Source organism: Coralliovum pocilloporae, from assembly GCF_030845175.1.
GTDB lineage: Bacteria > Pseudomonadota > Alphaproteobacteria > Rhizobiales > Cohaesibacteraceae > Coralliovum > Coralliovum pocilloporae.
Map to the genome: position 1 here is coordinate 1,647,501 of NZ_CP132542.1, position 25,946 is coordinate 1,673,446.

The 25,946-nt window shown below is 55.9% G+C and carries 23 protein-coding genes (1 of these 23 only partly in view); 20 read left to right on the forward strand and 3 right to left on the reverse strand.

Going from position 1 to position 25,946, the window contains the following annotated elements:
- The 3 genes from RA157_RS07675 to RA157_RS07685 all read left to right on the forward strand — a co-directional run.
- Positions 1-495 carry the final stretch of an amidase gene (locus RA157_RS07675; RefSeq protein WP_350335874.1) on the forward strand. 963 nt of this gene lie to the left of the window's left edge, so the window shows 495 of its 1,458 coding nt (coding positions 964-1,458); its start codon lies beyond the left edge, outside the window; its stop codon occupies positions 493-495.
- Positions 496-516: 21 nt separating this feature from the next.
- A complete protein-coding gene (locus RA157_RS07680; protein WP_350335875.1) occupies positions 517-2,124 on the forward strand; it encodes an ABC transporter substrate-binding protein in 1,608 nt (535 codons plus the stop codon).
- Between the two features lie 188 nt (positions 2,125-2,312).
- The gene (locus tag RA157_RS07685) at positions 2,313-3,308 is read left to right on the forward strand and encodes a threonine ammonia-lyase (protein WP_350335876.1); all 996 of its coding nucleotides are present in this window, start codon (positions 2,313-2,315) and stop codon (positions 3,306-3,308) included.
- On the opposite strand, the gene RA157_RS07690 is transcribed toward RA157_RS07685, so the two are convergent.
- Positions 3,275-4,129 (reverse strand): hormone-sensitive lipase, encoded by an 855-nt coding sequence (locus RA157_RS07690; RefSeq protein ID WP_350335877.1) that lies wholly within the window; start codon positions 4,127-4,129, stop codon positions 3,275-3,277. The genes RA157_RS07685 and RA157_RS07690 overlap by 34 nt on opposite strands.
- Before the next feature lie 175 nt (positions 4,130-4,304).
- On the opposite strand from RA157_RS07690, the gene RA157_RS07695 reads away from it, so the two are divergent.
- From RA157_RS07695 to RA157_RS07720, 6 genes are all read left to right on the forward strand, one after another.
- The gene (locus tag RA157_RS07695; protein ID WP_350335878.1) at positions 4,305-5,438 is read left to right on the forward strand and encodes an ABC transporter substrate-binding protein; all 1,134 of its coding nucleotides are present in this window, start codon (positions 4,305-4,307) and stop codon (positions 5,436-5,438) included.
- 170 nt (positions 5,439-5,608) lie between these two features.
- A complete protein-coding gene (locus RA157_RS07700) occupies positions 5,609-6,529 on the forward strand; it encodes a branched-chain amino acid ABC transporter permease (RefSeq protein ID WP_350335879.1) in 921 nt (306 codons plus the stop codon).
- Positions 6,522-7,514, forward strand: a complete 993-nt coding sequence (locus RA157_RS07705; RefSeq protein ID WP_350335880.1) for a branched-chain amino acid ABC transporter permease — start codon at positions 6,522-6,524, stop codon at positions 7,512-7,514. The genes RA157_RS07700 and RA157_RS07705 overlap by 8 nt, the downstream gene beginning before the upstream one ends.
- A complete protein-coding gene (locus RA157_RS07710) occupies positions 7,507-8,262 on the forward strand; it encodes an ABC transporter ATP-binding protein (RefSeq protein ID WP_350335881.1) in 756 nt (251 codons plus the stop codon). Before RA157_RS07705 ends, RA157_RS07710 begins: the two co-directional genes overlap by 8 nt.
- Positions 8,252-8,935: an ABC transporter ATP-binding protein gene (locus RA157_RS07715; protein WP_434058479.1), complete on the forward strand. Its 684-nt coding sequence runs from the start codon at positions 8,252-8,254 to the stop codon at positions 8,933-8,935. The genes RA157_RS07710 and RA157_RS07715 overlap by 11 nt, the downstream gene beginning before the upstream one ends.
- A 182-nt stretch (positions 8,936-9,117) precedes the next feature.
- A complete protein-coding gene (locus RA157_RS07720) occupies positions 9,118-10,077 on the forward strand; it encodes a GlxA family transcriptional regulator (protein WP_350335882.1) in 960 nt (319 codons plus the stop codon).
- Here RA157_RS07720 and RA157_RS07725 read toward each other — a convergent pair whose 3' ends face one another.
- Entirely contained in the window at positions 10,078-10,728 is a 651-nt protein-coding gene (locus tag RA157_RS07725; protein ID WP_350335883.1) for a TetR/AcrR family transcriptional regulator, read from the reverse strand.
- A gap of 151 nt (positions 10,729-10,879) precedes the next feature.
- Between RA157_RS07725 and RA157_RS07730 the strand changes: the two genes are divergently transcribed.
- Both RA157_RS07730 and RA157_RS07735 read left to right on the forward strand, forming a co-directional pair.
- A complete protein-coding gene (locus RA157_RS07730; RefSeq protein WP_350335884.1) occupies positions 10,880-11,785 on the forward strand; it encodes a LysR family transcriptional regulator in 906 nt (301 codons plus the stop codon).
- A gap of 83 nt (positions 11,786-11,868) precedes the next feature.
- Positions 11,869-13,050, forward strand: a complete 1,182-nt coding sequence (locus RA157_RS07735) for a CaiB/BaiF CoA transferase family protein (RefSeq protein WP_350335885.1) — start codon at positions 11,869-11,871, stop codon at positions 13,048-13,050.
- Positions 13,051-13,077: 27 nt separating this feature from the next.
- Here the strand turns inward: RA157_RS07735 and RA157_RS07740 are convergent, their stop codons facing one another.
- The gene (locus tag RA157_RS07740) at positions 13,078-13,413 is read right to left on the reverse strand and encodes a VOC family protein (RefSeq protein WP_350335886.1); all 336 of its coding nucleotides are present in this window, start codon (positions 13,411-13,413) and stop codon (positions 13,078-13,080) included.
- A gap of 187 nt (positions 13,414-13,600) precedes the next feature.
- Here RA157_RS07740 and RA157_RS07745 point away from each other — a divergent pair, with 187 nt between their 5' ends.
- The 9 genes from RA157_RS07745 to RA157_RS07785 all read left to right on the forward strand — a co-directional run bounded on the left by RA157_RS07745 (position 13,601) and on the right by RA157_RS07785 (position 25,937).
- Complete coding sequence (locus tag RA157_RS07745; RefSeq protein ID WP_350335887.1) at positions 13,601-14,227, forward strand: LuxR C-terminal-related transcriptional regulator; 627 nt, start codon at positions 13,601-13,603, stop codon at positions 14,225-14,227.
- A gap of 151 nt (positions 14,228-14,378) precedes the next feature.
- Positions 14,379-16,079, forward strand: a complete 1,701-nt coding sequence (locus RA157_RS07750; protein ID WP_350335888.1) for a methyl-accepting chemotaxis protein — start codon at positions 14,379-14,381, stop codon at positions 16,077-16,079.
- A 33-nt stretch (positions 16,080-16,112) separates the two neighbouring features.
- Positions 16,113-16,724, forward strand: coding sequence for a dimethylsulfonioproprionate lyase family protein (locus RA157_RS07755; RefSeq protein ID WP_350335889.1), 612 nt, complete (start codon positions 16,113-16,115; stop codon positions 16,722-16,724).
- 175 nt (positions 16,725-16,899) lie between these two features.
- Positions 16,900-18,093 (forward strand): aminotransferase class V-fold PLP-dependent enzyme, encoded by a 1,194-nt coding sequence (locus tag RA157_RS07760; protein ID WP_350335890.1) that lies wholly within the window; start codon positions 16,900-16,902, stop codon positions 18,091-18,093.
- Positions 18,094-18,169: 76 nt separating this feature from the next.
- On the forward strand, positions 18,170-19,138 hold the full coding sequence (locus tag RA157_RS07765) for an HpcH/HpaI aldolase/citrate lyase family protein (RefSeq protein WP_350335891.1): 969 nt from the start codon (positions 18,170-18,172) through the stop codon (positions 19,136-19,138).
- 50 nt (positions 19,139-19,188) lie between these two features.
- Positions 19,189-20,370 carry a malate--CoA ligase subunit beta gene (locus RA157_RS07770; protein ID WP_350335892.1) on the forward strand — a complete coding sequence of 394 codons (1,182 nt, stop codon included), beginning with the start codon at positions 19,189-19,191 and terminating at the stop codon, positions 20,368-20,370.
- Between the two features lie 10 nt (positions 20,371-20,380).
- Positions 20,381-21,280 (forward strand): succinate--CoA ligase subunit alpha, encoded by a 900-nt coding sequence (sucD, locus tag RA157_RS07775; protein WP_350335893.1) that lies wholly within the window; start codon positions 20,381-20,383, stop codon positions 21,278-21,280.
- Positions 21,281-21,722: 442 nt separating this feature from the next.
- The gene (locus tag RA157_RS07780; protein WP_350335894.1) at positions 21,723-23,018 is read left to right on the forward strand and encodes a glycerate kinase type-2 family protein; all 1,296 of its coding nucleotides are present in this window, start codon (positions 21,723-21,725) and stop codon (positions 23,016-23,018) included.
- Positions 23,019-23,066: 48 nt separating this feature from the next.
- The gene (locus tag RA157_RS07785) at positions 23,067-25,937 is read left to right on the forward strand and encodes a phosphoenolpyruvate carboxylase (RefSeq protein WP_350335895.1); all 2,871 of its coding nucleotides are present in this window, start codon (positions 23,067-23,069) and stop codon (positions 25,935-25,937) included.
- Positions 25,938-25,946: the final 9 nt, after the last annotated feature.

Here is a 25,946-nt window from a genome sequence, read left to right on the forward strand (position 1 = left end):
ATCAGTGCGATGACAGGTTTGCCGATCAGCTCCAGAACTCTGGAGCCACAGACACTGGCAACCATTCGTCATGGCCGAAGCCAGACAGCGCTGGACTTCAAGAAGAGGCTGACAGAGCTTTCCGCATTGTCACGACTGATGGGAAGGTTCATGGAGGGTTTTGATATCCTAGTGACGCCTGCTGTGACCGAGTTGCCCCCGAGATCAGGAATCTACAGTGGTCATTGCTATACAGACGATTCGACCGAATTCTGGTATCGAGAGATGGAGCTCTATGCATATTCGGCCCTGTTCAGTTTGTCCGGGCAGCCGGCCATAAGCCTGCCCCTTCATTCCACATTCGAGGGTCTCCCCATGGGCGTTCAGTTCAGCGCTGCCATCGGGCGAGACCGGGAGTTGCTCAGTCTGGCTGGTCAGTTGGAGGCCGCCAAACCGTGGATCCATAAGAAACCGCCGGTGCATGCCGCCGCGGTCAGTTCCGTTCAACATGCATAATAATCTCTTTGGGAGAAGACCATGATACAGGACGACATGAAGCAGATAGAATGGCTCAGGAAAAGACTTGCGAAAGGTACGATAAGCCGACGCGAGTTTATGGGGCGCACAAGCGCTCTCGGCCTGGGAGCTGCGGCTGCGATGACATTTGCCGGAGAAGCTCTGGCTGCAGGTGGCCCGAAAAAGGGCGGAACGCTCAAGCTTGCTATTCCACACGGATCGACAACAGATTCAATTGATCCGGCGCGCCTTGAAAATGGCTTCCAGACGACATTGACCCGTGCCATGGGCAATACTCTGACTGAGATTGATGCTGAGGGCAATCTGGTCGGTGCTCTGGCAGAGAGCTGGGAAGCATCGCCAGATGCAAAAGTCTGGACTTTCAAACTTCGGCGCGGCGTTGAATTTCACAATGGCAAGAGCCTCACCGCGGATGATGTGATTGCCTCGATCAACTATCACCGGACCGATGATACCAAGTCTTCCGTGAAGCCGCTTGCCAAGCCAATCACCGCCATTCGCAAGGATGATGAGCATACGATTGTGTTTGAGCTTGAGGGCGGAAACGCAGATTTCCCGTTCAACCTCGATACGCCCGGTTTTATGATTGTGCCGTCCAACTCAGATGGCTCAATCAACTGGCAGGAAGGTGCAGGTACAGGCGGCTATAAGCTCGTGTCCTATGAGCCGGGCGTGAAGGCCATTCTTGAGCGAAACCCGAACTACTGGCGCAACGACAGGGCGCATTTTGATTCAGCTGAAATGCTGACCATTCTCGACAAGGCAGCCCGAACCAACGCCCTGATCAGCGGTGAAGTTGATGTTATCGACCAGGTGGATCTGAAAACGGCACACTTGCTTGGTCGACGTAAAAACATCCATATCGAGGAAACTTCAGGCCCTCTGCATTACACTTTTCCGATGCTGACCAAGAGCGCGCCGTTCGATGACCTCAATGTACGCCAGGCGCTTAAGTTCGCCATTGATCGGGAGGAAATTCTTCAGAAAGTCCTGCATGGTCATGGCTCTATTGGCAACGACAACCCGATTGGTCCATCCTATCGCTATTATGCGGCGGATCTTGAGCGCAACGGATATGACCCGGAAAAGGCCAAATATCATCTGAAGAAAGCCGGCCTGTCTGAACTGTCTGTTGACCTGAGTGCTGCTGACGCTGCCTTTGGTGGAGCGGTCGATGCTGCTGTTCTCTACAAGGAGCATGCTGCAAAGGCCGGTATCAATATCAATGTTGTTCGGGAGCCCAACGACGGATATTGGTCAAATGTCTGGCTCAAGAAGCCGTTCTGTGCCTGTTACTGGGGTGGATACGCCACCGAAGATACCATGTTCTCCACCGGTTATGAGCCATCTTCATCCTGGAATGACACCAATTGGGATCATACGCGTTTCAACAGCCTGCTGATTGAAGCCCGGTCCGAGCTGGATGAGACCAAACGGCGAGAGCTGTATCGTGAAATGCAGGTCATTCTGCGTGATGAGGGCGGCACTGTTGTGCCATTCTTCGCCAACAATGTTATGGCCCGCACTGAGAAAGTCGCGCATGGCACACTCTCCTCGCAGGCATCCCTTGACGGGCGTCGGATTATTGAGCGGTGGTGGTCTGCATAGATTGTATCTCTCAGACAGTGAGGCGCTTTCTGAGCGTCCCTTCCTGATACAATGATCTTAAATAGAGGGTGGCTGTTATCCTGAGGGGTAACAGCCACTTTTTTCTTCGTCCGCGCTGTTGCATCGGGGCAAGTTTTTGTAGGGTCTGCACAATCAACCTGTTTCAAGACCGGTTCCGGAGCAAGCACATGTCACTCAGTCTTAACATGATCGAAGATGCCGCAGAGCGGTTGGCAGGGGTCGCCCAGCGGACGCCGCTCCTGGAAGCGCCTCTTTTGAATGAAGAGCTTGGCGCGCGGGTTCTGTTCAAGCCGGAATGCCTGCAGGTGACGGGCTCCTTCAAGCTGCGGGGTGCCTATACCAAGCTGTCACGCCTTCACCCGGATGTCCGGCAGAACGGTGTTGTGGCGTTTTCTTCGGGCAATCATGCGCAAGGTGTGGCCTATGCGGCCAGGGCTTTTGGCGTCAGGGCCACGATTATCATGCCGAGTGATGCGCCGCAGATGAAGATCGACAACACCAGGGCTTATGGGGCTGAGGTGATTCTCTATGACCGCTTCGGTGAAAGCCGTGAGGAGATCGGAGCTTGCGTCTCAGAAGAAACAGGTGCCACGCTGGTCAAGCCTTATGATGATTTTGACATCATCTCGGGCCAGGGCACTGTGGGGCTCGAAGTTGCCGAACAGACTGCCGCCCTTAATGTTACGGCTGACGCGCTGATCTGTCCGGCTGGCGGTGGTGGACTGATGGCCGGACTGTCCACGGCCATGAAAGCCCGGAGCCCGGAGACACGGCTTTACTGTGCAGAACCTGAGCGATTTGATGACACATGCCGCTCCCTTGCAGCAGACACGATCCTCTCCAATGAACCAGGGCCCATGTCCATCTGTGATGCGATTGTGACACCGGCACCCGGCCAACTGACCTTTCCGATAAACAGGAGTACCCTGTCCGGCGGTTTTTCGGTGTCGGATCATGATGTGGTCGCTGCCATGCGTCTTCTCTTCGAGCGGTTGAAGCTTGTTGCTGAACCAGGGGCGACCGTTAGCCTGGCAGCGCTGATGAAGAACCGGGAACAGTTTTCCGGTCAGACCGTTGTTATTGTTCTGTCTGGCGGCAATGTGGATTTACAGACATTCCTGTCTCTTTGTCAGGATGGGGTGCCTGTGGCATCTGCTGCCTGAAGAAGCCACTGAATCGGCGCGCTCTGAGGGTCGGTCAGGGCATCAATCACATTGAAATGGTGCACGCCTGAGGCGTGCATGCTTGTGGTTTCCACGCCAAGGCCAGCCCATATATTGGCGAGCAAGTCATTCTGCCGAACAAATTCCGGTCGTTCGTCCGCACCAACCAGACAGAGCAGTCGGGCTGAATCTATCGGGTGCAGAAGGGCCGGGCTTTCCTCTGCCGCAGTTTCTAGGCTCAGGTTGAAAATGGTGTTCATCTGCGTTCTGAGCAGCGGGCGCAGATCGTGGACGCCACTGATGGACAGGATGGCTCTGATCCGGTTCTGGATATTGGGTGCAAGTGGTCCTTCCCGACACATCATCCGGGTCACAAGGTGGCCGCCAGCGGAATGACCCGCCAGGAGAAGCGGACCGTCAATCCGGTCTGCCAGCAGGTGAATGGCTTTGGCAATGGAACGGGTGATATGGGCTATTCCCACATGCGGGCAGAGCGGGTAAGTCGGGACTGCGCAGGTCCAGCCTTGCTGCAGAAGACCGCTGGCAAGATGAGACCAGCTCTTGTTGTCAAACGCTTTCCAGTAACCGCCATGAACGAAAACAAACAGGCCTTTGGATTGGCCTTCAGGCAGGAAGAGGTCGTAGACCTTCCGCGGATCTGTCCCGTATGTCTGATCCAGCTTGGCGCGTGATACATCTGCAAGCCGGTCGCGGAAGGCCTGAGCCTGCTCTGTCCAGGATAGCGGAAAGCTGTCTGCATCCGGGATATGGATGCCATTTGCATAGGCGTCATCCCAGTCCGTTATCGGGCCATAGCGCATGAACATCCTCCGTCCTTTTCACAACATCCGGAAAGCGGCCTTGCTTTCTCGTGTTTTTATTGTTGAATGTGATCGGAGTAATATCAAATTCCTTTGGTATAACAAACCAATCAAGCGCTTCCCGTCGTGGCTTCTGCCCTTTGGAGAATGTGCAGATAAAGGTGGGAGGTAATTGATGAAACGTGTGTTGACGGCTGGGGTGGCAGCCCTTGGGCTGATGATGTCATCGGCCATGGCTGAAGTAAAAATCGGCATGATTACAACATTGTCCGGTGGCGGATCGCATCTGGGTATTGATGTGCGTGACGGTTTCATGCTGGCGGTTAAGCAGTCGGGTCGCAGTGATGTGGATGTGATCATCAAGGATGACGCACGGAAGCCGGATGTGGCCAAATCTCTTGCTGACGAAATGGTGCAGAAGGACAAGGTCGACATCATGACCGGCATCATCTGGTCCAACCTGGCGCTTGCGGTGGTGCCTGGTGTCGTGCGCCAGAATGTTTTCTATCTCTCGCCAAATGCGGGGCCGTCTCAGCTGGCCGGGCGCGGCTGCCATCCGAACTATTTCAATGTGGCCTGGCAGAACAACAATCTGCATGAAGCCATGGGGGCCTACATGAAGTCGGCCGGCCTCAAGAAGCCGTTTATTCTGGCGCCGAACTATCCTGCCGGTACAGATGCGCTGACCGGTTTCAAGGCCATGTATGGCGAGGATGTTGCAGGAGAGATCTATACCCAGCTCGGGCAGAAGGATTATGCGGCCGAGATCGGGCAGCTTCGTGCATCGGGTGCGGATTCCGTGTTCTTCTTCCTGCCGGGCGGTATGGGCATTGCCTTTATGAAGCAATATGCGGGTTCTGGTGTTGATCTGCCGGTATATGGACCAGCCTTCAGCTTTGACGAGGTTATTCTGGGTGCTGTCGGCGATGCCGCAATTGGCGTCAAGAACACCTCACAATGGGCGCACGATCTGGACAATGCTGCCAACAAGGCCTTTGTCGAAAGCTTCCGTGCGGCTTATGGCCGGACCCCGACACTCTATGCGAGTCAGGGCTTTGATACTGCCAACCTGATCCTTTCAGCCCTCAGCAAGGCCAGCCCGGATGATGCAGATGCATTCCGCAAGGCTCTGGAAGCTGCGGAGTTTTCATCTGTGCGTGGTGATTTCAAGTTCGGCAGCAATCACCATCCGATCCAGAACATCCACGTTCGTGAAGTGGTTTCAGGTGATGGCAAGCCGACCAACAAGCTTGTTGGCGTTGCAATCGAAAATCATCAGGATGCCTTTGCCGGTGATTGCCACTTCTAGAGCATATATCCGAAAAGCGTGAGCGTTTTTCGGATAAGAATATGCTTGGAAACAAAGAGATAGAGCATTTGGGATGATTCCATTTTCACACAAATGCTCTGGCTTGTTGAATGAATAACGTGAGGGGTGGAGACTCTGCCCCTCTTTTCCTTCCCTGAACGGATCAGGCTATGACCGTTGCCCTTCTGATTGAGCAAATGCTGAATGGCGTCCAGCTTGGCGTCATGCTGTTTCTGATGGCTGCCGGGCTGACACTGGTATTCGGCGTCATGGGGCTTATCAACCTGGCCCATGGCTCTCTTTATATGATCGGTGCCTTTGTCTGTGCGGTGACGGCCAGCTGGTCTGGCTCGTTCTGGCTGGGTCTTTTTGTTGGCGGGCTGGCTGCTGCGGGGGTTGGCGCTGTTGTGGAGATGGTTGTCATTCGCCGTCTCTATGATCGTGATCATCTCGATCAGGTTCTGGCAACCTTCGCACTTATCCTCATTCTGACAGAAGGCACCCGTTGGGTCTTTGGTGATCAGCCTCTCTGGCTGGATATCCCGGCACTCCTGTCAGGTGCGGTGCCACTGCCGGGCGGTGGGGGCTATCCGGTCTATCGGCTGGCTATCATCGTGATCGGGCTTGCTCTGGCGCTCGGACTGTATCTGCTCATCGCGAAAACCCGGCTTGGCATGCGTATCCGGGCCGGAGAGAGCGACCGGGAGATGATCGCGGCACTCGGCGTGGACATTTCTCTGCTCTACACGGTGGTGTTTGCTCTTGGGGCTGCACTTGCCGGTATTGCAGGGGCACTGGTGGGAGCGCTGCAATCCGTGCAGATCGGGATGGGTGAACCTGTTCTGATCCTCGCGTTTGTGGTCATTGTCATTGGCGGTATCGGATCCATCAAAGGAGCTCTGGTTGGCTCTGTTCTGGTTGGGCTGGTTGATACGCTCGGGCGGGTCTTTCTACCCGGTCTCTTCAAGCTTATTCTTCCTGCTTCCCAGGCGACAGCGGTCGGGTCGTCGCTCGCGTCCATGTCTATTTATCTGGTCATGGCACTGGTTCTGATCTGGCGACCACAGGGGCTTTTCCCGCACCATGGCTGACAGAATGACAAGAGAAACCTGGCTCAATGCGGTGCTGATGGTCAGCCTTCTGGCTGTTCCGGTGATTGCTGTTCAGCTTGACGAGCCTTTCTATGCGAATCTGGCCTCCCGTGTTGCCATTCTGGCTCTGGCGGGTGTGGGGCTTAATCTGGCGATTGGCCTTGGCGGTCTGGTCAGTTTCGGCCATGCAGCTTTCTTTGGCCTTGGCGGTTATGTGGCCGGTATCGCCGCCTTTCACGCGTTGAATTACACACCTGTTCTCACCTGGCCTGTTGAGATATCCGGCACCACATCCATGCCGGTTATCTGGCTTGTTGCCCTGGCTATCTCGGCTCTTGCCGCCCTTGTTATCGGTGCCTTCAGCCTCCGGACCACTGGGGTCTATTTCATCATGATCACCCTGGCTTTTGCCCAGATGGTTTACTTCATGGCGATTTCGATCCCGGCCTATGGCGGCGAGGACGGTCTGCCGATCTATGTCCGCAATACATTTCCCGGTCTTGATACATATGACACGCTGACATTCTTCCTGCTGTGTTACGGCGCGCTGGCTCTGGGGCTTCTTGTCTACTGGCGTATCGCAGTTTCGCGCTTCGGTGCCGCGCTCAGCATGGCGCGGATGAACGAAACGAGGCTGGCAACGGCAGGGATCGCGCCTTTCCCGGTGAAACTGACCGGGTTTGTCATCTCCGCTGTCCTGACCGGAATGGCCGGCGCGCTCTATGCTGATCTGAACGGCTTTGTCGGCCCCTCCATGCTGTCCTGGCATCGCTCGGGCGAAATCATGATCTTCGTGATTCTCGGTGGCGTCGGGCGTCTGTTCGGGCCGGTTGCCGGTGCTGCTTTGTTCGTTCTGGCGGAATTCTTTATCGGTGGACTGACAGATCGCTGGCAATTGTTCCTCGGGTTGTTGCTGCTGGGTGTTGTCCTGTTTGCCCGTGGCGGTCTGGTGGGACTGATTGCCGGGAGGGCGCGTCATGACTGAGCCCGTCCTGGAACTGGTACATGTGTGCAAGGCCTTCGGAGCATTGGCGGTGACCGATGATGTGAGCCTTGATGTGAAGCCGGGCGAGATCCATGCTCTGATAGGCCCCAATGGAGCGGGAAAATCGACCCTTGTCGGCCAGATCGCCGGATGGCTGGAGCCGGATGCGGGCTCAGTGCGTCTGATGGGTCAGGATCTGTCTGGTCTGTCGGTTTCGAAACGGGCCCTGCTCGGGCTTGGTCGGAGTTTTCAGGTCTCATCCCTTGCGCTTGACTGGACAGCCCGACGCAACGTGATGTTGTCCATACAGGCGCGGCAGAGAAAGACGTTCCGATTCTGGCGCAATCAGGCACAGGATGGTGCGCTGAGAGCCGAGGCGACGGATATTCTGACCCAGGTCGGGCTGGCAGAGCGGATGGATGTTCCGGCATCTGAACTGTCGCACGGAGAGCGTCGTCAGCTGGAGCTGGCTTGTGCCCTGGCTCTGAAGCCGAAGATCCTGCTTCTGGATGAACCCATGGCTGGTCTTGGCGCGGAGGGCAGCCAGCGCATGACGCAGTTTCTGGCCAGCCTCAAGGCCACATGTCCGATCCTTCTGATTGAGCACGATATGGATGCGGTGTTTGCCCTGGCGGATCGCATATCCGTTCTGGTCTATGGGCGCATTATCTGCACTGGGACAGTCGACGAAATCCGCGCCCATCCCGATGTCAGAGAGGCCTATCTCGGGGAGGATCATGATGCTTGAGCTCTCCGCTGTTGAAACCTTCTATGGGCCGTCACAGGCGCTGTTCGGAGTGGATTTGTCGGTCAGGGCCGGCTCAGTAACGGCTCTTCTTGGACGCAATGGTATGGGCAAGACCACGACCATTCGCTCGATCTGCTGCCTGACCCCGCATCAGGCAGGCTCCATTCGCTTTGACAGTCATGCTCTTGAGGGTCTTCCTGCCCACCGGGCCGCGCGTCTCGGTCTTGGGCTGGTGCCCGAGGGGCGTCGATGTTTTCCCACCCTGACCGTTGAAGAGAACCTGCGGGCCACCGCTCGCTCAGGTCCCTGGGATCTGGACCGGGTCGGTATGCTGTTTCCGCGGCTTCTTGAACGCCGGGCCCAGATCGCCCGCACCCTGTCAGGCGGTGAGCAGCAGATGCTGGCGATTGGCCGTGCTTTGATGACCAATCCGAAGTTGCTCATTCTGGATGAGGCAACAGAAGGTCTTGCTCCGGTCATTCGGCGGGAAATCTGGTCAGCGCTGCGTGCACTCAAGGACAGCGGGCAATCCATCCTGATAGTCGACAAGACGTTGAAGGAACTTCTGCCAATTGCTGATCACTGCGTCGTTCTGGAGAAGGGCTCAAGTGTATGGAGCGGTTCGCCGGATGCATTGACCCCGGATATTCGAGATCGCTATCTGGGTGTGTAATCTGATCGGGAACTGTGACGGATCAAAATTCACGATAGTCCGCAGCGGTTTATCGCATGGCTCTCATTAAAAACCGCTGCTATGGTATACAGATCGAATCCTGCGGTTCAGTTGGCAGGGTCGTATGATTGCGGAGAAGCAGGTTTCATCTGCCGAGACTGAGGTGCCTCATATCATCGCCTATGGCTTATTATCCTTTTACATTTGTTCTCACTCCCGGGTTTTCTTCGCTGTCGCTCAGCGCGTCCCTTGATGTGCTCAAATGGGCCAATGCCACCGTATCCACCCATTTATTCTGTTGGGAGTTTCTCTCCCCGGATGGGGAAGATGTTGCATCGGATACGGGTATTTCCATTCGTGTTGACGGCCCTATGGAGAAGCTGCGGCAATCAACGCCCCGCGTTCTTGTGGTGATGAGCGGCGCAGAACATGTGAACGAGGATTATGAGGCTCAGCTGATCGGGTTCCTGAGGTCGGCAAATCGCCACGGCTCATTTGTCGGTGAAGTGGATGGGGGTGCCGGGTTGCTGGCACGGTCCGGTATTGATCGTTCCATCATGGCTTTGTGGCGTAACACTGTCTATGACCAGGCGATTTCTGATCTGGCACTGGCTGCCGAAACAACCCGCCGTTTTCCGCTCGATCGACCGATTTTTGCCTGTGACAGCCTGCCGGACACATTTACGGCCTTTACTGAAATCGTCAGAACCATGGCCGGTGATGATGTGGCGAGACAGATCTATCATCGCCTGCACAGTGATGTGGGACTGAAGCGGCCACAGACCGCAGTGCAGCCGGAAGATAACCCGTCCCGGTCCGCCCGATCCAGAATGGTGGTGCGCGATGCAGTGACGCTGATGAAGCACAATATTGAAGAACCGTGGAAAGTCAGCGAAATTGCAGAGGAGCTGAATGTCAGCACCCGTCAGCTTGAGCGTCAGTTTGATCGCTGGTTGCGGGTCAGCCCGGCACAGATCTATTCCCGCATGCGCCTTGAACATGCCCGCCAGCTGATCCAGGAAGGCCGGATGTCTCTCACCGAGATAGCGCTGGCCAGCGGCTACAAGTCCCATTCCAATTTCTCACAAGCCTTCCGTGCCTATTTCAATCAGCGGCCAGGCGATGTGATGCGGACAGGGTAATCAGTCTCTGCGCTGGATATAGCGTTTCGCAAAGGCGGGAATTTCTCCCGGCAGGGCCTCAATACCAGTAAATGATTTCAGATAGGCCGGGGTGTAGTGCATGCGGGTTTCAGGGGTCTCCCTGATGTCGAGTGCGTAATACCCGATCTGCATGAAATAGAGAACACGGGCCCGGATAAAGGCCTCGGTTGCTTCGTATTCATGGCGGAGGAAGATCTCCTTAATCGCCTCGACACGCTCATTGTCGGCCTGATCCACAACATGTCTGACAGTGCCTGATCGCCGGGCCCACTCCCGGATTGCGAAATCAAGGCGCGGATTGAACAGGTCCGGGTCAACCCAACAGGCGAACAGATTCAGGATCCCTTCGGTGACGGTTTCGGATGGCAGGCGGGATTGTTTCACGATTGCCTGGGTGTTTGATGTGCGCCAGACATCGAGCAGTGTATCAAGCAGATCGGACCGGCTGTTGAAATACCAGTAGAAACTGGATCGCGAGACATCCAGGCGCTGGGCCAGGGACAGCACACGCACTTTCTCCACACCGTCACTGATCAATGTGTCCAGTGCAATTCTGATCCAGTCGTCCCGCGTAGCCTTGGTGTGTGGAGCGGAAGGTGAGCTGCTTGATTTGTTGTCTTTGGGCTCCATGGCAGAACGTTAGTCGCGATGTGGGGAAAGGTCCAGAGCTTTGTCATTTTATCTTTTTGATAATTAAAGATAGAGTGTAGATAATTTCTCTGGACTAAAGAGATGGGCGCTGTGTAAGTCTTGATCAGTTTGCCGGGAGAATAAGTGTCCTATGGATCTCAAGACCATTCAAACCATTGTTGCGATTGCGGATCATGGATCTTTTGTGGAAGCCAGTGAGGCTGTTGGCCTGTCGCAATCTGCGGTCAGCCTGCGCATCAAGGCTCTGGAAGACCGGCTTGGTGTGGCGCTGTTCGACCGATCCTGTCGCCCGCCTGTGCTGAATTCGGAAGGGCATGCCTTTGTTGCCAAGGCGCGCACCATTCTGGATACCTGGCAGGATCTGATCGGCTCGTTCAGGCCCATGCCACGGGTGACCAGCCTTAATCTGGGCGCGGTTCCCACAACGGTCAGCGGCGCCTTGCCCGTTGCGCTGAACAGATTGAGGCAGGAGCAACCGCACCTCTCCATTCGCCTGGTATCCGCCCTGTCTGACAGGCTGGAGGAGATGGTGCTGAAGCAGGAACTGGACTGCGCCGTCGTCACCAAGGCATCTGTATCCTCACCGGATATCAAATGGCACACCATCGTGCGGGAGCCGCTGGTGGTGATCTCTCCATCCCACGTGACCGCAGACAGCGATGTGGATGCGCTCTCTGCAGCCCCCTATATCCGGTTTAACAGGCATACCTGGGCCGGACAGTTGATCGAGCAGGAACTGACCAGTCGGGCCTTAAAGCTGCGGGCTGCCATGGATGTGGACACGCTCGACGGTATTTCCCAGCTGGTGGCCAATGGCCTCGGAGTATCCGTTGTTCCCATCCGTCCGATCAATAACCCGTTTCCGGATGGGGTAAAGGTCATGCCATTCGGCAGGCCACCGGTCTATCGAACAGTCGGGCTGATCGAACGGGCTGACAATCCGCGCGCCTCTCTGGTTTCTGTCCTGGTTGAGGCGCTGGAAAGTGCTGCAGCGTCCGTTTACGGCAAGGTTCAGGAACATGTTGATACCCCGTGATGGGGTTGAATGATAAGACCAGAGCCGGGCGTTGTTCGGCGAGGAACAGCTTGCTTTGGTAAAGGGCAGCAATGGAGGCATATATGGTTGGTCCGCTTGAGGGTGTTCGCGTTCTGGATCTGTCACGGATTCTTGCTGGCCCCACATGCACACAGCTTCTCGGGGATCTCGGGGCCGATGTGATCAAGATCGAAAGACCCGGCTCAGGGGATGATACCCGGAGCTGGGGCCCGCCATTTGTTACTGGAAAGGACGGAGAGCCGACGCGGGAAAGCGCCTATTATCTCTGCGCCAATCGCAACAAACGGTCGGTTGCCGTGGATATGGCATCCGAGGATGGCGCCCGGATGATTCGCGCCCTGGCCGCCAAGGCTGACGTGCTGATCGAGAATTTCAAAGTGGGCGGGCTCGCAAAATACGGCCTCTCCTATGCTGATCTGAAGGATGAGTTCCCGGGGCTTGTCTATTGCTCAATCTCGGGATTCGGACAGACTGGTCCGAATGCGCACAAGGCCGGTTATGACGTTATGGCGCAGGGATATGGCGGTATCATGAGCCTGACCGGAGAGCCGGACGGTGCGCCAATGAAGGTGGCTGTCGGTATCGCTGATGTCATGTGCGGCATGTACGCTTCGACGGCCATTCTTGCGGCGCTGAGACATCGGGACAGGACCGGGGAGGGACAGCATATCGATCTGGCCCTTGTGGATGCGCAGATTGCCTGGCTGATCAATGAGGGAACCAACACTCTGACCTCCGGACGCGATCCGATCCGGCGGGGCAACCAGCACCCCAACATCGTGCCCTATCAGGTGTTCGAGGTCGCGGACGGGCACGTGATTGTGGCCGTAGGAAATGACGCGCAATATGTCCGCTTCTGCGAGCTGATCGAACGACCGGATCTGGCAACCAATCCGGATTATGCCACCAATGCCAAACGGCTTGAAAATCGCGAGGCGCTGATTCCGATTATTGCCGACTGCCTCAAATCCATGACCCGCGATGCTCTGCTTGCAGGTCTTGAAGAACGGGGCGTTCCCGGCGGTCCGATCAATACTCTGTCTGATGTGTTCGCGTCCGATCAGGTCGAGGCCCGCGATATGAAGATCTCGGTGCCGCATCCGTTGGCCGAAGCAGGCAGTGTGGATCTGATCGGCAATCCGCTCAAGCTGTCAAAGACCCCGGTAAGTTATCGGCGCGCGCCTCCGACACTGGGGGAGCACACCGATGAAGTCATCCGTGAATGGCTGGAAGGGGATGGCTGACATCAAGTGACAAGAGCAACTCCGCCCTTATCCTTCACTCCAAACCGCCATATTCGTGCCGCCTGGTTCACGGAACTCGAAACGTTGCCCGCCTGGGAAACTGAATATCTCTTTGGTTATGTGAGCGCCCGCTGCACAGAGTTGGGCGTAAGCAGCTTGAAGGTCATCGGTTTTAAGGACGATCAAGGGTGCCTTATTGCTGCTCCGTTCGATCCCGCCGCCTGTACCGGCGCCTTGAATGTCCCGATAATCAGGGCCGTACTCGATAAATTCCCAACCGCAGGCTTTGGCGAAAAAGTCCTGCGTTGCTTCTAGTTCACTGCTGTAGAATTCGATGTAGTCGATTTTCAAGCTGGTCGTCATCTGTGTCTCGGAGTTACATTTCTTCAGTTTTGAACCTATGGATGACAATCCGAAATTACGACGATTTTATCGTCTAAATCTGCGTTATCGGGATAGCACGACCAGAGCAGGCTCGGCATGATGGCAGCGGAGTAGCAAGCCGTGTATGCTCTTGATGGAGAGAGCAGGGCTGTGTGGAGGCATGTGAATGACGGACCAATCCCGTCCGTGTGTTGTGATCGTGGACAAGAATCCTCTGGTTCTGTCCGGGTTGCAGGCGTTTATCGAACGTGATGGCCGTTTTGATGTGGTTGCAGCTTTGCCAACCGGACAGGCCTTTCTCGATCAGGTTGCAGATCTCACTTTCGATGTTGGTGTAATCGGCTGGTCCCTGTCTGATATGACGGGCGGTGATATTCTGGTGAAATGCAAAGCGCAGAGTGTTTCTGCGCGCCTGATGATCTATTCCGGTGAAAGCAGCCCCGATATTCTGCGTCAGGCGATTAAACTGGGAGCCTTTGGTTTCTGCTCAAAGGGGGAAGATCCGGCAGATGTGCTGGATGCGATCAGTTCTGTGGCGCGGGGCCGTATGAGTTTCCCCTATGTGGATATGGGCTCGGTTGCGGATGATCCCCTGACCCGCCTGACAGAGCGTGAACGTGAGTTGCTGGCAGCGCTGGCGGATGGCTGGACAAATGTCCAGATCGCCAGCCGGATTGGCATCTCCCAGAACACAGTCAAATACCATCTGAAGAATCTGTACGACAAGCTGGATGTCAAGAACCGGGCCATGGCCGTTGCCCTGTTCGTTGCCTCGGACAAGCGGTCCAGATAGTCGCGATTGTTTATGGTCCAGAGGTGTTGGAAACAGTGCTTCTGAGAAGGGAAAATTAATATTGGCTGAGTTAATCAGTTGGTTGAATATTCAATTTCCCCTCTGAGCAGAAACTTCTTGCTCTGCTCATCACGGTAATATGTGAGTGATCATGCCGCTTCTTAGCTCTCTCCAGTCGTTGCGCTTGTCGACTGTTTTCATTGCAATCTTCTCTGTATTCGCCGGATTGGTGGCCCTGTCCAGCTTTACGTCCTACCGGAGTCTGAGTGATGTGCAGGCGGGGGGAGAGGAGATATACAACAATTATCTCATCAGCATTGTGAACCTGTCCTCGGTCAGCATAGCGATAGACCGGCTTTATATTCTGCAGAAATCACACATTATTGCGCCGAACGAGGCTGTCATGAACAGCCTTGAGCAGCAGATGGCAAAAGAGACTGATAAGGCAAAGAAAGCTCTCGAACAATTCAGGGTGACTTTGGATCCAGGTGAAGAGACCGAGAAGTTCAACAATGTTACTGACAAGTTCAGGGAGCTTCTGGCTCTCAACACGAAGATCGTGTCCCTGAGCCGTAACAACAATGATGATGTCGCTGATGAGATCAGCCGTTCGAGCTTCAATGACTTGTTCAACAGCCTGAGTGATCTCAATGGGCAGATGCTGCAGACCAATATTGATGGGGCTGGAGCGCTTGAAATTGAAAACATCAAGCATTTTGACGATGCTGTTTTCACGCAGGGCCTGATTGCCGCTGCGTCAATTCTGATCGTTCTCGCCGCATTTCTTGTTCTGCGCGCTGGTATTATCAAGCCGATTTCCCGGTTGACAGGGGCAATGGGGCGCCTCAGCAGAAACGACGTGGATTTCGAGATCAAAGAGCTGGGCCGCAAGGATGAAGTTGGCGAGATGGCGTCCGCACTGGAAGTCTTCCGAGCCAACAAGATCGAGATGGACAGATTAGGCGAAGAGCAGTCTGCGTTGAAAGATCAGGCAGAGGCTGAGAAAAAGGCGGCCATGCACGGGTTGGCTGGCGAGTTTGATCAGAAGATCGGCGGTATCGTGACCTTGATAAGCAATGCGTCGACGGAGCTGAGCAGAACTGCCAGAAGCATGAATGATCGGTCAAGTGATACAAGTTCACGGGCTGTCGAGGTTACCAGTGCTGCGGAAGCGGCCTCGCAAAATGTTCAGGCTGTTGCATCCGCTGTTGAGGAAATGACGGTGACGATTGCTGAAATAAACGGCCGCGTTTCAGACTTTGCCAGCGCTTCAAGCAAGGCTGTTAGCGAGTTTGCTGTAACTGGCGAGCAGATGAAGGCGCTTGCCGGGATAGCAGAAAGCGTCGGGGCTGTGGTTGATATGATTTCCGCAATTGCCGAACAGACCAATCTGCTGGCATTGAACGCGACAATCGAGGCTGCCCGGGCGGGCGAGGCTGGCAAAGGCTTTGCTGTTGTCGCAAATGAAGTAAAGTCACTGGCCACTCAGACCGGTAAGGCGACAGAAGAGATTTCGCGCCAGATTGAGGAAATGCAGGTGGCAGCACGGACTGCCATGGGGTCAATTGATTCTGTTGCGACTGTCATTGGCTCTCTTGATGAAACATCGGCTGCGATTGCCAGTACAATCGAGCAGCAAAGCGCTGCAACCAACGAGATCGCTAGCTCCGTTCAGGAAGCGGCGCGCAGCACCGAAATTGTTACGGGCAGTATCGCGAGGGTCTCTGAATCGTCCATCGAAACGGGACGTGAGTCTGATGATGTTTCTGCCAAGGCGAGCGAATTTGATACGAATTCACAGAGTCTGAAGTCTGAAGTTGACAGTTTCCTAGCGAAAATTCGGGCAGCCTGATAGAGGAGACTCATTGGCCCTGGAGTTTATGTGATGGAAATCGATCACGTTGCGCTGTTTGTTCAGCAGGTTATTGAGCATTTCGAGAAAAGCGATCATCAGCTTTTGCGTGACTATGCAATCAGGCTGAGTGCTGTTCCGCTGGAGGATGCGTCTGAGGGCAGTGAGCCCAACTGGCTGAAGAGCTGTGATGTGATTGATGATGTGGTGCTTCCCGATGCGACGCGCGCCATCCTTCAGGGTCTGAGGTCGGTTGCCGAGCTTCTGCCCTGGCATGAGGCGCCGGGCGAGGACGTGCCGGGCGGCCTTGCCGGACATCATGCCTATACGGAGATTATTGGCCCGCATGGCCGCTGGCGAGCGGATCATTGTCGGTTCGGTGTCTTTGTGATTGACGCTGATATCCATTACCCGTTGCATCGGCATGAAGCCGATAAATTCTACTATTTTATTGGTGGTGGAGCCAAGGTATCAGTCATGCCCCTGCCTGGTCAGGACTTCTCAGCTGGCGATGTGGTGCATGTGCCGTCCCGGACGTCACATGACACAACCACAGGGGCTGATCCTCTGATTGCGCTTTGGGGTTGGTGGGGTGACATCGACATTGGCAAATATGAGTTCTGTGAAGCACAGCCACAGGGGTAGATTGACCCACCCTGTCGGGTAGTCGCGGCGCGCACCACTGGGTAAATTCCCCTATCCGATTGGTCTGTATTTCCTCTCCGACCGGGTGTTGTTGAGAGCCGGATTTTTCTTCATTCTCTTGCGAAATGGTTAAGGCGGTATGTGATCCCGCCACAGGCTAAGCGCGGAGGATGACATGTCTGGCTATACTCATTTGTTCATTCCAGGACCGACCAACATTCCTGAAAAAGTTCGTCAGGCGATGAACCTTCCTATGGAAGACATGCGGTCTCCCGAATTCCCGAAATTCACCAAGCCGCTGTTTGAAGACCTGAAGAAGGTTTTCAAGACAGAAACCGGCCGTGTTTTCATCTATCCGTCTTCCGGCACCGGTGCCTGGGAAGCGGCGATCACCAACACACTCAATCCGGGCGACCGTGTTCTGATGTCCCGTTTCGGCCAGTTCTCCCATCTCTGGGTTGATATGGCAGAGCGTATGGGCCTCGAAGTGGACGTGATTGACGTTGAATGGGGCCAGGGTGTTCCGGTCGAGGAATATGCAAAGCGCCTTGAAGCTGACACAGATGGCACTATTAAGGCTGTGTTCTGCTGTCACAACGAAACAGCGACCGGTGTAACCAGCGATATTGCTGCTGTGCGTAAGGCGCTGGATGACGCCTATCATGATGCGCTGCTGTTTGTTGACGGCGTCAGCGCGATCGGCAGCATTGATTTCCGTATGGAAGAGTGGGGTGTGGATTGTGCCGTGAGCGGTTCCCAGAAGGGTTTCATGCTTCCGGCGGGTCTGGGCTTCCTTGCTGTCAGTCAGAAGGCGCTCGACGCGCATCAGTCCTCCACCTTCCGGCGCTGCTATTTCAGCTTTGAAGACATGATCAAGACCAATGATCAGGGTTACTTCCCGTATACCCCGGCGACCCAGCTTCTGCGCGGTCTGCGCGTGGCTCTCGATATGCTGCTGGAAGAAGGCCTGGATGTTGTTTTTGCCCGTCATCATCGTATGGCTGAAGCCGTTCGTCGTGCCGTTGCGGCGTGGGGCCTTGAACTGTGTGCGGCTGGCAAGGAATGGGAATCTGATACCGTCAGCGCCATCATGGTGCCAGAAGGGTTTGACAGCGCCGAAGTGGTGAAAACCGCTTACTACAAGTACAATGTCTCTCTTGGTGTTGGCCTCAGCAAAGTTGCCGGAAAAGTCTTCCGCATCGGTCACCTGGGTGCGCTCAATGAGGTCATGGTTCTTGGTGCTCTGGGTGGCGCTGAGATGGCACTCCGGGATTGCGGTATTGAAATCGTGCCGGGCTCCGGTGTCGGTGCTGCTGTTGAGTATTTCCGTGAAACATCCCAGCCGATGAAACTGGCCGAAGCAGCCTGATAGGCGATCGGGTTTTTAATCTGTTCTGGATTTTGAGTGCGGGTCGCCACTTGGCGACCCAGGAGGAGACAGGTTTATGAGTCATACCATTCACCATCTGCGGAAAGCCCGCCTGCAGCGCAGCGAGCTGGCCGTTCCGGGGTCCAACCCCACCATGATCGAAAAGGCCGCCGAAAGCGCTGCCGACTACGTCTTCCTTGATATTGAAGATGCTGTTGCTCCACCCGATAAGGAGCAGGCCCGCAAGAACATCATTGAAGCGCTGAACGATATTGACTGGCGTGGTCTGGGCAAGACCGTATCCGTGCGCATCAACGGTCTCGACACCCATTACATGTATCGCGACGTGGTCGATGTGATGGAACAGGCCGGTGACAAGCTCGACACCATTCTGGTCCCGAAAGTTGGTGTTTCTGCCGATCTGTACATGGTTGAGGCCATGGTCAACCAGATCGAGATGGCCAAGGGTTATGAAACCCGTGTCGGCCTCGAAGCCCTGATTGAAACCGCGCTTGGCATGGCCAATGTGGAAGAGATCGCCCGCTATGGCAGCCGTCTGGAAGCCATGCATTTCGGCGTTGCTGACTATGCTGCATTCTGCCGTGCACGTACGGTGAACATCGGTGGCCTGAACCCGGATTATCCGGGCGACCAGTGGCACTTTGCTCTCAGCCGCATGACTGTTGCCTGCCGTGCCTATGGCCTCCGCGCCATTGACGGGCCGTTCGGTGATTTCTCTGATCCGGATGGCTACCGTGCCGGTGCCCGCCGTGCCGCTGCTCTGGGTATTGAGGGCAAGTGGGCTATCCACCCGTCTCAGATCGAGCTGGCCAACGAGATCTTCTCACCGCCTGCCGCTGAAGTGGATCGCGCCGAGCGCATTATTGTTGCTCTCCGCGAAGCTGAAGAGCAGGGCAAAGGTGCCGCTGCTCTCGACGGCAAGATGATCGATGCAGCATCTGAGCGCATGGCGCGCAACGTGCTGGTGGTCAATGACGCAATCAAGGCGGCGGAAGCCGCACGTGCAGCCGCAGCTGCTGAATAAGGCGATCCCGGGTCGGTTACGACCCGGATTATCCCCTTCAGGAGACAGAGATGGATATTCACGAGTATCAGGCCAAGGAATTGCTGTCCGGTTTCGGTGTTCCGATCCCTCGCGGCGGTCTGGCCTACAGCCCAGAACAGGCAACCTACAGGGCCCATGAAATCGGCGGTTCCAAATGGGTCGTCAAGGCGCAGATTCACTCAGGAGCCCGCGGTAAGGCTGGCGGCATCAAGGTATGCTCCACCGAGACCGAAATCTGGGATGCGGCAGACGAGCTGCTCGGCAAGCGCCTGGTAACCCATCAGACCGGTGAGCGTGGCAAGCTGGTGTCTCGCCTGTATATTGAAGAAGCGACTGACATCGCTCAGGAAATCTATCTGGGCTTTGTCATGGACCGCAAGTCAGAGCGGATCATGGTTGTGGCTTCTGCAGCTGGCGGCATGGAAATCGAAGAAATTTCTGAAGCGCAGCCGGACACAATCATCCGTGTGGAAGTTGACCCGGCTGTCGGCATGCAGGCTTTTCAGGCCCGTGAGATCGCCTTTGGCCTCGGCCTTGGTTCCAGCATGATCCGTCAGGCTGTTGAAACCGTCATGGGCTGTTATCGCGCTTTCCGCGATCTTGATGCCACCATGGTGGAAATCAACCCGCTCGTGGTCACCGGTGACAATGCCATTGTGGCGCTTGATGCCAAAATGTCCTTTGACGAGAACGCTCTGTTCCGTCGCCCGCAGATTGCGGAACTGCGTGACAAGTCTCAGGAAGACCAGCGTGAGACCTATGCCAGTGACCGTGGCCTGTCCTATGTGGGACTGGACGGCAATATCGGCTGCATCATCAATGGTGCCGGTCTTGCTATGGCAACCATGGATATGATCAAGCTGTCCGGCGGTGAGCCGGCAAACTTCCTGGACATCGGCGGCGGTGCCTCACCGGAGCGTGTGGCGAAGTCTTTCCGCGCGGTTCTTGCTGACAAGAATGTGGAAGCCATCCTGGTGAATATCTTCGCCGGTATTAACCGGTGCGACTGGGTTGCTGAAGGTGTGGTCAAGGCCATCGAGGAAGTGGGTGTTGAAGTGCCCCTGATCGTGCGTCTTGCCGGAACCAATGTGGAAGAAGGCCGTCGTATTCTTGATGAGAGCGGCCACAATGTCATCACAGCGGACACGCTGGCAGAAGCCGCTGACAAGGCGGTTGCCGCCTGGCAGTCTGTTACCAAAACGGCTGCGTGAGGAGAGACTGATGAGTATTCTGCTTAATCGCGAAACCAAAGTTATCGTTCAGGGCTATACGGGCCGCATCGGCAGCTTTCACGCTGAAGAAATGATTGAATACGGCACCAATGTGGTGGGAGGTGTTACGCCGGGTAAAGGTGGCACGATCCATCTTGACCGTCCGGTCTTCAACACCATGAAGGGTGCTGTTCAGGAAACCGGTGCTACCGCGTCTATCGTCTTCGTACCGCCTCCCTTTGCTGCTGACTCCATCATGGAAGCTGCTGACGCAGGCATCAAGACCTGTGTCTGTATCACGGATGGTATCCCGGCTCAGGACATGATCCGTGTCAAGCGCTACATGCGCCGCTATCGTCGTGAAGAGCGCATGCAGCTTATCGGCCCCAACTGTGCGGGCATGATCACGCCAGGCGAAGGCATGATGGGTATTATGCCGGGCCATATCTACATGCCGGGTCGTGTGGGTATTGTCGGACGTTCCGGGACGCTCGGCTATGAAGCGGCATCCCAGATGAAGGCACTTGGCATTGGCGTATCCACCAGTGTTGGCATTGGTGGTGATCCGATCAACGGCTCATCATTTAAGGATATGCTTGAGCTGTTCGAACAGGATCCGGACACGGATGCCGTTGTGATGATCGGTGAGATCGGTGGCCCGCAGGAAGCGGAAGCCGCAGCCTATGCCCGTGATCACATGAGCAAGCCGGTAATCGCCTATATTGCTGGTCTGTCAGCTCCGAAAGGCCGTCGCATGGGCCATGCTGGTGCCATCATTTCAGCCTTTGGTGAATCCGCGCAGGAAAAGGTTGAGATCCTGAAGGAAGCTGGTGTTACCGTCGTGCCAAGCCCGGCAGAATTCGGCCCGGTTGTTGCTGACGTTCTGGCAGGTCTGCAGAAGGCGGCCTGACACTAGAGCACGTCCCCTCTTTGTTGGATCATTTGATGGAGGCGATATGGTTCATTCGGCTAGGAAAAGAACGCAGCTCGATCTGGTGGATCGTGCAAGGTCTTTGACGACGACGATGGGCCATATCGCCCCACCGAAGGCCGGTTTTCCTTGCCTGCTGAGCAGCGTTGAGCAATCTTTATGATCAACCAGATCACCGCAGACTGCTCGCCTTGTCAGCAAATAAGAAAAGCCGGTCAAGTGAACCAACAGAGAGTGGACGGGCTCTAAAATCCGGGGGTCGGTCTGATCTGACCCCCGACAGACTTATCGCTGATGCTCTGTCTTGCGCCGGGGAAGCGTGAATGCGATAACGCCGCCGAACAGGCGGCGAACATAAACCGTTTGCCTTGAAAGATAATAATCCTGCGGCGCAGGACCCGGGCTACGACGAGGCGCGTAAATGACCCTGAAGACCAGAGAAGAGATGCGTGCGGATGCAATCCGCTTCTTTCAGGCTGCTGTTGAGGCTGCTGATCCGGCTGGTGCTGTGCGTAAGGCACTGGCGGCAACCGATCAGGACCTTGATCCGGCAGGCCATCTCTACGTCATCGGGATTGGAAAGGCTGCCTGCCCGATGGTGGAGGAGGCGCTGGCCCATGTCCGCGCTGAAAACCGCACGGCTCTGGTTATTACCAATTATGAAAACGTACGCACCCTTGATGGCTGCGAGGTGATTGGTGCCGGACATCCGGTGCCGGATGAAAATGGCCATCAGGGCGCTCTGCGCGTTCTCGATTGCCTGAAGGGCGCTGGCGAACAGGACCTTGTTCTTGTTCTGATGAGCGGCGGCGGATCAGCCCTTATGCCATGCCCCCCTGAAGGGGTTTCCCTTGATGACAAGATCGAGCTGACCAAGGGGCTTCTGGCGTCCGGCGCTGACATTACCGAAATCAATGCGGTCCGGAAGGCCCTGTCACGTCTGAAGGGTGGCGGGTTCCTCAAGGCCGCAGCTCCGGCACGCGTTCTCTCACTGATCCTGTCTGATGTGCCTGGCGACGATCTTGAATCAATTGCCAGCGGTCCGACGGTTGAATCAACCCTGCCGGTTGAGCGTGCGCGAACCATTCTCGAAACCTACAATCTCTTTGACACCGCCCCGGATGCGATCAGAAACCATCTGGTCAAACGTGAAGAGCAGGGCGCGGTTTCAGAAGGGGATATGGCTCCGGTCACCAATATTCTCATCGGGGGCAATGCTATCAGTGTCAAAGCGGCCATGGATGCAGCATCTGAAGCCTATCAGGTGCAGCTTCTTGATGACTGGCTGGATGGTGATGTGGATGATGCGGCCGAGCGATACACCGGTGCATTGTCCGGAGCGGATGTGGCTGATCGCCCGGTCGCTATTGTCAGTGGTGGCGAGACCACGGTCGTTCTGAAAGGGGATGGCCTGGGTGGACGCAATCAGGAGATGGCTCTGCGGCTGGCCTGCAAGGCGCAGGATCGGGGTCTTGACGGCAATTGGGTTTTCCTGAGTGCCGGGACCGATGGCCGGGACGGTCCGACGGAAGCGGCAGGCGCGCTGGTTGATCCTGGCTCACTTGACCGGATTGTTCGGGCAGATGGCAACGTATTGGCGCTTCTGGACAATAATGATTCGAATAAGGCCCACACATTGTCTGGTGATCTGGTTATGACCGGCGGAACCGGGACCAATGTGGCCGATATTCAGGTTCTGCTGATCTCCGGATCTTGAAGTAACTTATCCGTTTGAGCGGATGCGCAAAGGAAGAGAGGGAACGGTATGGCTGTTGTGAAAGCGGTTGAACCGATGTCGACTTACCCCATCAATGAAGAGACGCTGCGGACGCGTCTGGTCGACTTGCGCAACAAGCTTGCGGATGCCCCTTCGATCAATCCGATTTCCAGGCTGGGTTTCGAGCTGTCACGGGATCTGGAAGCGCATCGGGTCAGCATTGAGGAGCTGGACCAGCTGGCTGCAAGCCTGATGAATCGTGCTGCTCAGCGGCGGTCCGAGAATATCCGTGACCGGTCCGGTCTTGAGGATCGGGACACATTGCTTGGACGGTTTGCCGACCTTGTCCGGGCCAGCGCCCGGGATGCTGACGGGACGGAGCGGTCCTTTGACGACTTTGCAGCCCACTGGTCACGGGCTTCCATGGGTATTGTTCTGACGGCGCATCCGACATTCGGTTCGTCTGAGGCAATGCGTGGCCGGATGATGGATCAGGCTTGCGGATATGGCGAAGATCTCAATGAGATGGATCTGCGCCACAAGCCGGACGCGCCGATTACTCTGGATTATGAGCATCGTGAAGGCCAGGCAACCCTGCGCCATCTGCGCGCGGCTCAGTCCGAACTGATCGGGATTATTTTTGCTGTTGCTGAAGAACTGTATCCGGATCAGTGGCGCGGGCTGCGACCGGTCCTGTCAACAGATGCGTCATGGATCGGCTATGATCTGGATGGCCGGACGGACATCCACTGGCTCGGGTCTTTTCATCTGCGGCTGAAAGAAAAGCGCGTTGGCCTGCTGGACCTGCGGCAGCGTCTGGCGGACCTGCGTAATGGTGTGGGGGATGATCATCAGTCCGGTGCTGCTCTCAGGAACTGTCTGCGCCGCGTTGATGATGCCATCGATTGTGTCGCGGATCAGATTGCTGCAGTGGACGGTGTCGCTGGCGACATGAGCAATCTGGCCCGTATTGCGAATGACCTGACACGCAATGACCCCCGCAAGCTTGTTTCCAAGAGCGATCTGGAAGCTGATCTTGATATTCTGGCTAATACCTTGCCGACAGGAGAGGGGCTTCGCGCTCTGCTGACCGTGCGTGGTCTGATCGACACATATGGCCTCGGGGCTTCACATATTCATGTGCGGATCAATGCCATCCAGCTGCACAACGCTTTCCGCGCCTTTGTGGATGAAGACTGGGCACGCAATCTGGATGATTATGCGGTGCCAGCCCGTGTGATCGAACTGATCCGCAAGACAGAGGTCGAAAGCGTCAATTTCGGCTCTGTACAGGCTGAAACAGCGACGGCTATCCGGCAGTTCGCCCTGATTGCGCAGCTGGTGAAACATGTGGATGCTGACACGCCGATCCGTTTCCTGATTGCCGAGTGCGAAAGCCCAGTCACCGTGCTGATTGCCCTTTATTTCGGACGTCTGTTCGGTGTGGCCGATCACATTGACATCTCGCCGCTGTTCGAAACCCCGGACGGGCTGGATGCTGGTGGGCGTTTCCTGGAGCAGCTTCTGGCCCAGGATGTGTATCGAGATTATATCGAAGCGCGCGGACGCATGTGCATTCAGACCGGGTTCTCCGATGCGGGCCGTTTCGTCGGCCAGATTACCGCAACCCTGGCTATTGAACGGATTCATCTGCGGCTTGCAAACGCACTTGGCAAATCCGGTGTTCAGGGCGTGGAAGCCGTGATCTTCAGTACCCACGGTGAATCTCTGGGTCGTGGTGCACATCCCGGTGACCTCAAGTCCCGGTCGCATTATCTGATGTCTGCGGAAGTCCGGAGAGCCTTCAAGCGTGCCGGTGTCCCCGTCAAGCATGAAACCAGCTTCCAGGGGGGCGATGGCTTCCTGTTCCTCAGCCGGAAAATGCTGGCCATGGCCTCCATGATCAGCCTGTATGAAGCCGGGCAGGATGTCTCGGACGCACCGGATCCTTTCTATGAGGATCGGGATATCGTACTTGATTTCTCATCCCGTCTGCGTCGCTATCAGCAGGATCTGTTTGCCCATGGCGGGTATCGTACGGTGCTCGGGGCATTCGGTGCCAATCTGCTGTACAGGACCGGTTCGCGCAATGTGAAGCGACAGCGGGATTATGCCCATACCGGTGATCGTGGTGATCCGGCTCATATGCGGGCTATTCCCAATAACGCTCTGCTGCAGCAGTTCGGCTATGTGGCGAATGTGGTTGCCGGTGTCGGTGCGGCCTTCGGCCATGACAATGACCGGTTCCTGGAGCTGAGCCAGACATCACCGCGCTTGCGGTCTCTTCTGGAAATGGTTGCCAAGGCCAAGCGGTTGAGCAGCCTGAACGCAATGGGTGCCTATGCGGCGCTGTTTGACGCCGGTTTCTGGGCCTCACGTGCCTATGCCGGACAGGAAGTCGAGCACAATGCGTCATTCCGTGCTCTGGCGGAATATCTTCTGGATGACGAGCGCTCGTCTTCCATCAACGGGCTGGTGCACCATCTGCGGCTTGATGCAATCGACCTGCACGGCATCCTGAACAATGTTGGTCTTGATGGTGGCAAGGAACCCAACGCCTACCGCCTTGAGCTTGACCTGCTGCATGCGATCCGGCTGGCACTGATCATGCACGTATTCCTGCTTGCAGCCAAAGTGCCGAAATTCTCTACAAGGAACGACTTTTCCTACGACCAGCTTCTGGACCGGATTCTGTCCCTTGACGTGGATGAGGCTGTCCAGATTCTTTGTGAAACATTCCCGCATGGCCGGGATGGGGAAGAGGTTGTCGGATATCAGGAAGACGCAAGCTATGAGCCCCGTGGCGTTGAGAATTACTCACGCATTCACACAGAGCTGATCAATCCGCTTGAGCGGAGTTTTGAAATGATCCGGGAAATCGGCACCGGCATCACTCACCACTTCGGTGCGTTCGGATAAGGACGTACT

Coding starts and splice junctions, on each gene's coding strand:
- RA157_RS07765 (WP_350335891.1), top strand. CDS start 18,170: ATGAGTCATACCATTCACCATCTGCGGAAAGCCCGCCTGCAGCGCAGC.
- RA157_RS07735 (WP_350335885.1), top strand. CDS start 11,869: ATGGTTGGTCCGCTTGAGGGTGTTCGCGTTCTGGATCTGTCACGGATT.
- RA157_RS07770 (WP_350335892.1), top strand. CDS start 19,189: ATGGATATTCACGAGTATCAGGCCAAGGAATTGCTGTCCGGTTTCGGT.
- RA157_RS07730 (WP_350335884.1), top strand. CDS start 10,880: ATGGATCTCAAGACCATTCAAACCATTGTTGCGATTGCGGATCATGGA.
- RA157_RS07780 (WP_350335894.1), top strand. CDS start 21,723: ATGACCCTGAAGACCAGAGAAGAGATGCGTGCGGATGCAATCCGCTTC.
- RA157_RS07750 (WP_350335888.1), top strand. CDS start 14,379: ATGCCGCTTCTTAGCTCTCTCCAGTCGTTGCGCTTGTCGACTGTTTTC.
- RA157_RS07740 (WP_350335886.1), bottom strand. CDS start 13,413: ATGACGACCAGCTTGAAAATCGACTACATCGAATTCTACAGCAGTGAA.
- RA157_RS07690 (WP_350335877.1), bottom strand. CDS start 4,129: ATGCGCTATGGCCCGATAACGGACTGGGATGACGCCTATGCAAATGGC.
- RA157_RS07720 (WP_350335882.1), top strand. CDS start 9,118: ATGGCTTATTATCCTTTTACATTTGTTCTCACTCCCGGGTTTTCTTCG.
- RA157_RS07700 (WP_350335879.1), top strand. CDS start 5,609: ATGACCGTTGCCCTTCTGATTGAGCAAATGCTGAATGGCGTCCAGCTT.
- sucD (WP_350335893.1), top strand. CDS start 20,381: ATGAGTATTCTGCTTAATCGCGAAACCAAAGTTATCGTTCAGGGCTAT.
- RA157_RS07755 (WP_350335889.1), top strand. CDS start 16,113: ATGGAAATCGATCACGTTGCGCTGTTTGTTCAGCAGGTTATTGAGCAT.
- RA157_RS07715 (WP_434058479.1), top strand. CDS start 8,252: ATGATGCTTGAGCTCTCCGCTGTTGAAACCTTCTATGGGCCGTCACAG.
- RA157_RS07725 (WP_350335883.1), bottom strand. CDS start 10,728: ATGGAGCCCAAAGACAACAAATCAAGCAGCTCACCTTCCGCTCCACAC.
- RA157_RS07705 (WP_350335880.1), top strand. CDS start 6,522: ATGGCTGACAGAATGACAAGAGAAACCTGGCTCAATGCGGTGCTGATG.
- RA157_RS07695 (WP_350335878.1), top strand. CDS start 4,305: ATGAAACGTGTGTTGACGGCTGGGGTGGCAGCCCTTGGGCTGATGATG.
- RA157_RS07745 (WP_350335887.1), top strand. CDS start 13,601: ATGACGGACCAATCCCGTCCGTGTGTTGTGATCGTGGACAAGAATCCT.
- RA157_RS07785 (WP_350335895.1), top strand. CDS start 23,067: ATGGCTGTTGTGAAAGCGGTTGAACCGATGTCGACTTACCCCATCAAT.
- RA157_RS07710 (WP_350335881.1), top strand. CDS start 7,507: ATGACTGAGCCCGTCCTGGAACTGGTACATGTGTGCAAGGCCTTCGGA.
- RA157_RS07685 (WP_350335876.1), top strand. CDS start 2,313: ATGTCACTCAGTCTTAACATGATCGAAGATGCCGCAGAGCGGTTGGCA.
- RA157_RS07680 (WP_350335875.1), top strand. CDS start 517: ATGATACAGGACGACATGAAGCAGATAGAATGGCTCAGGAAAAGACTT.
- RA157_RS07760 (WP_350335890.1), top strand. CDS start 16,900: ATGTCTGGCTATACTCATTTGTTCATTCCAGGACCGACCAACATTCCT.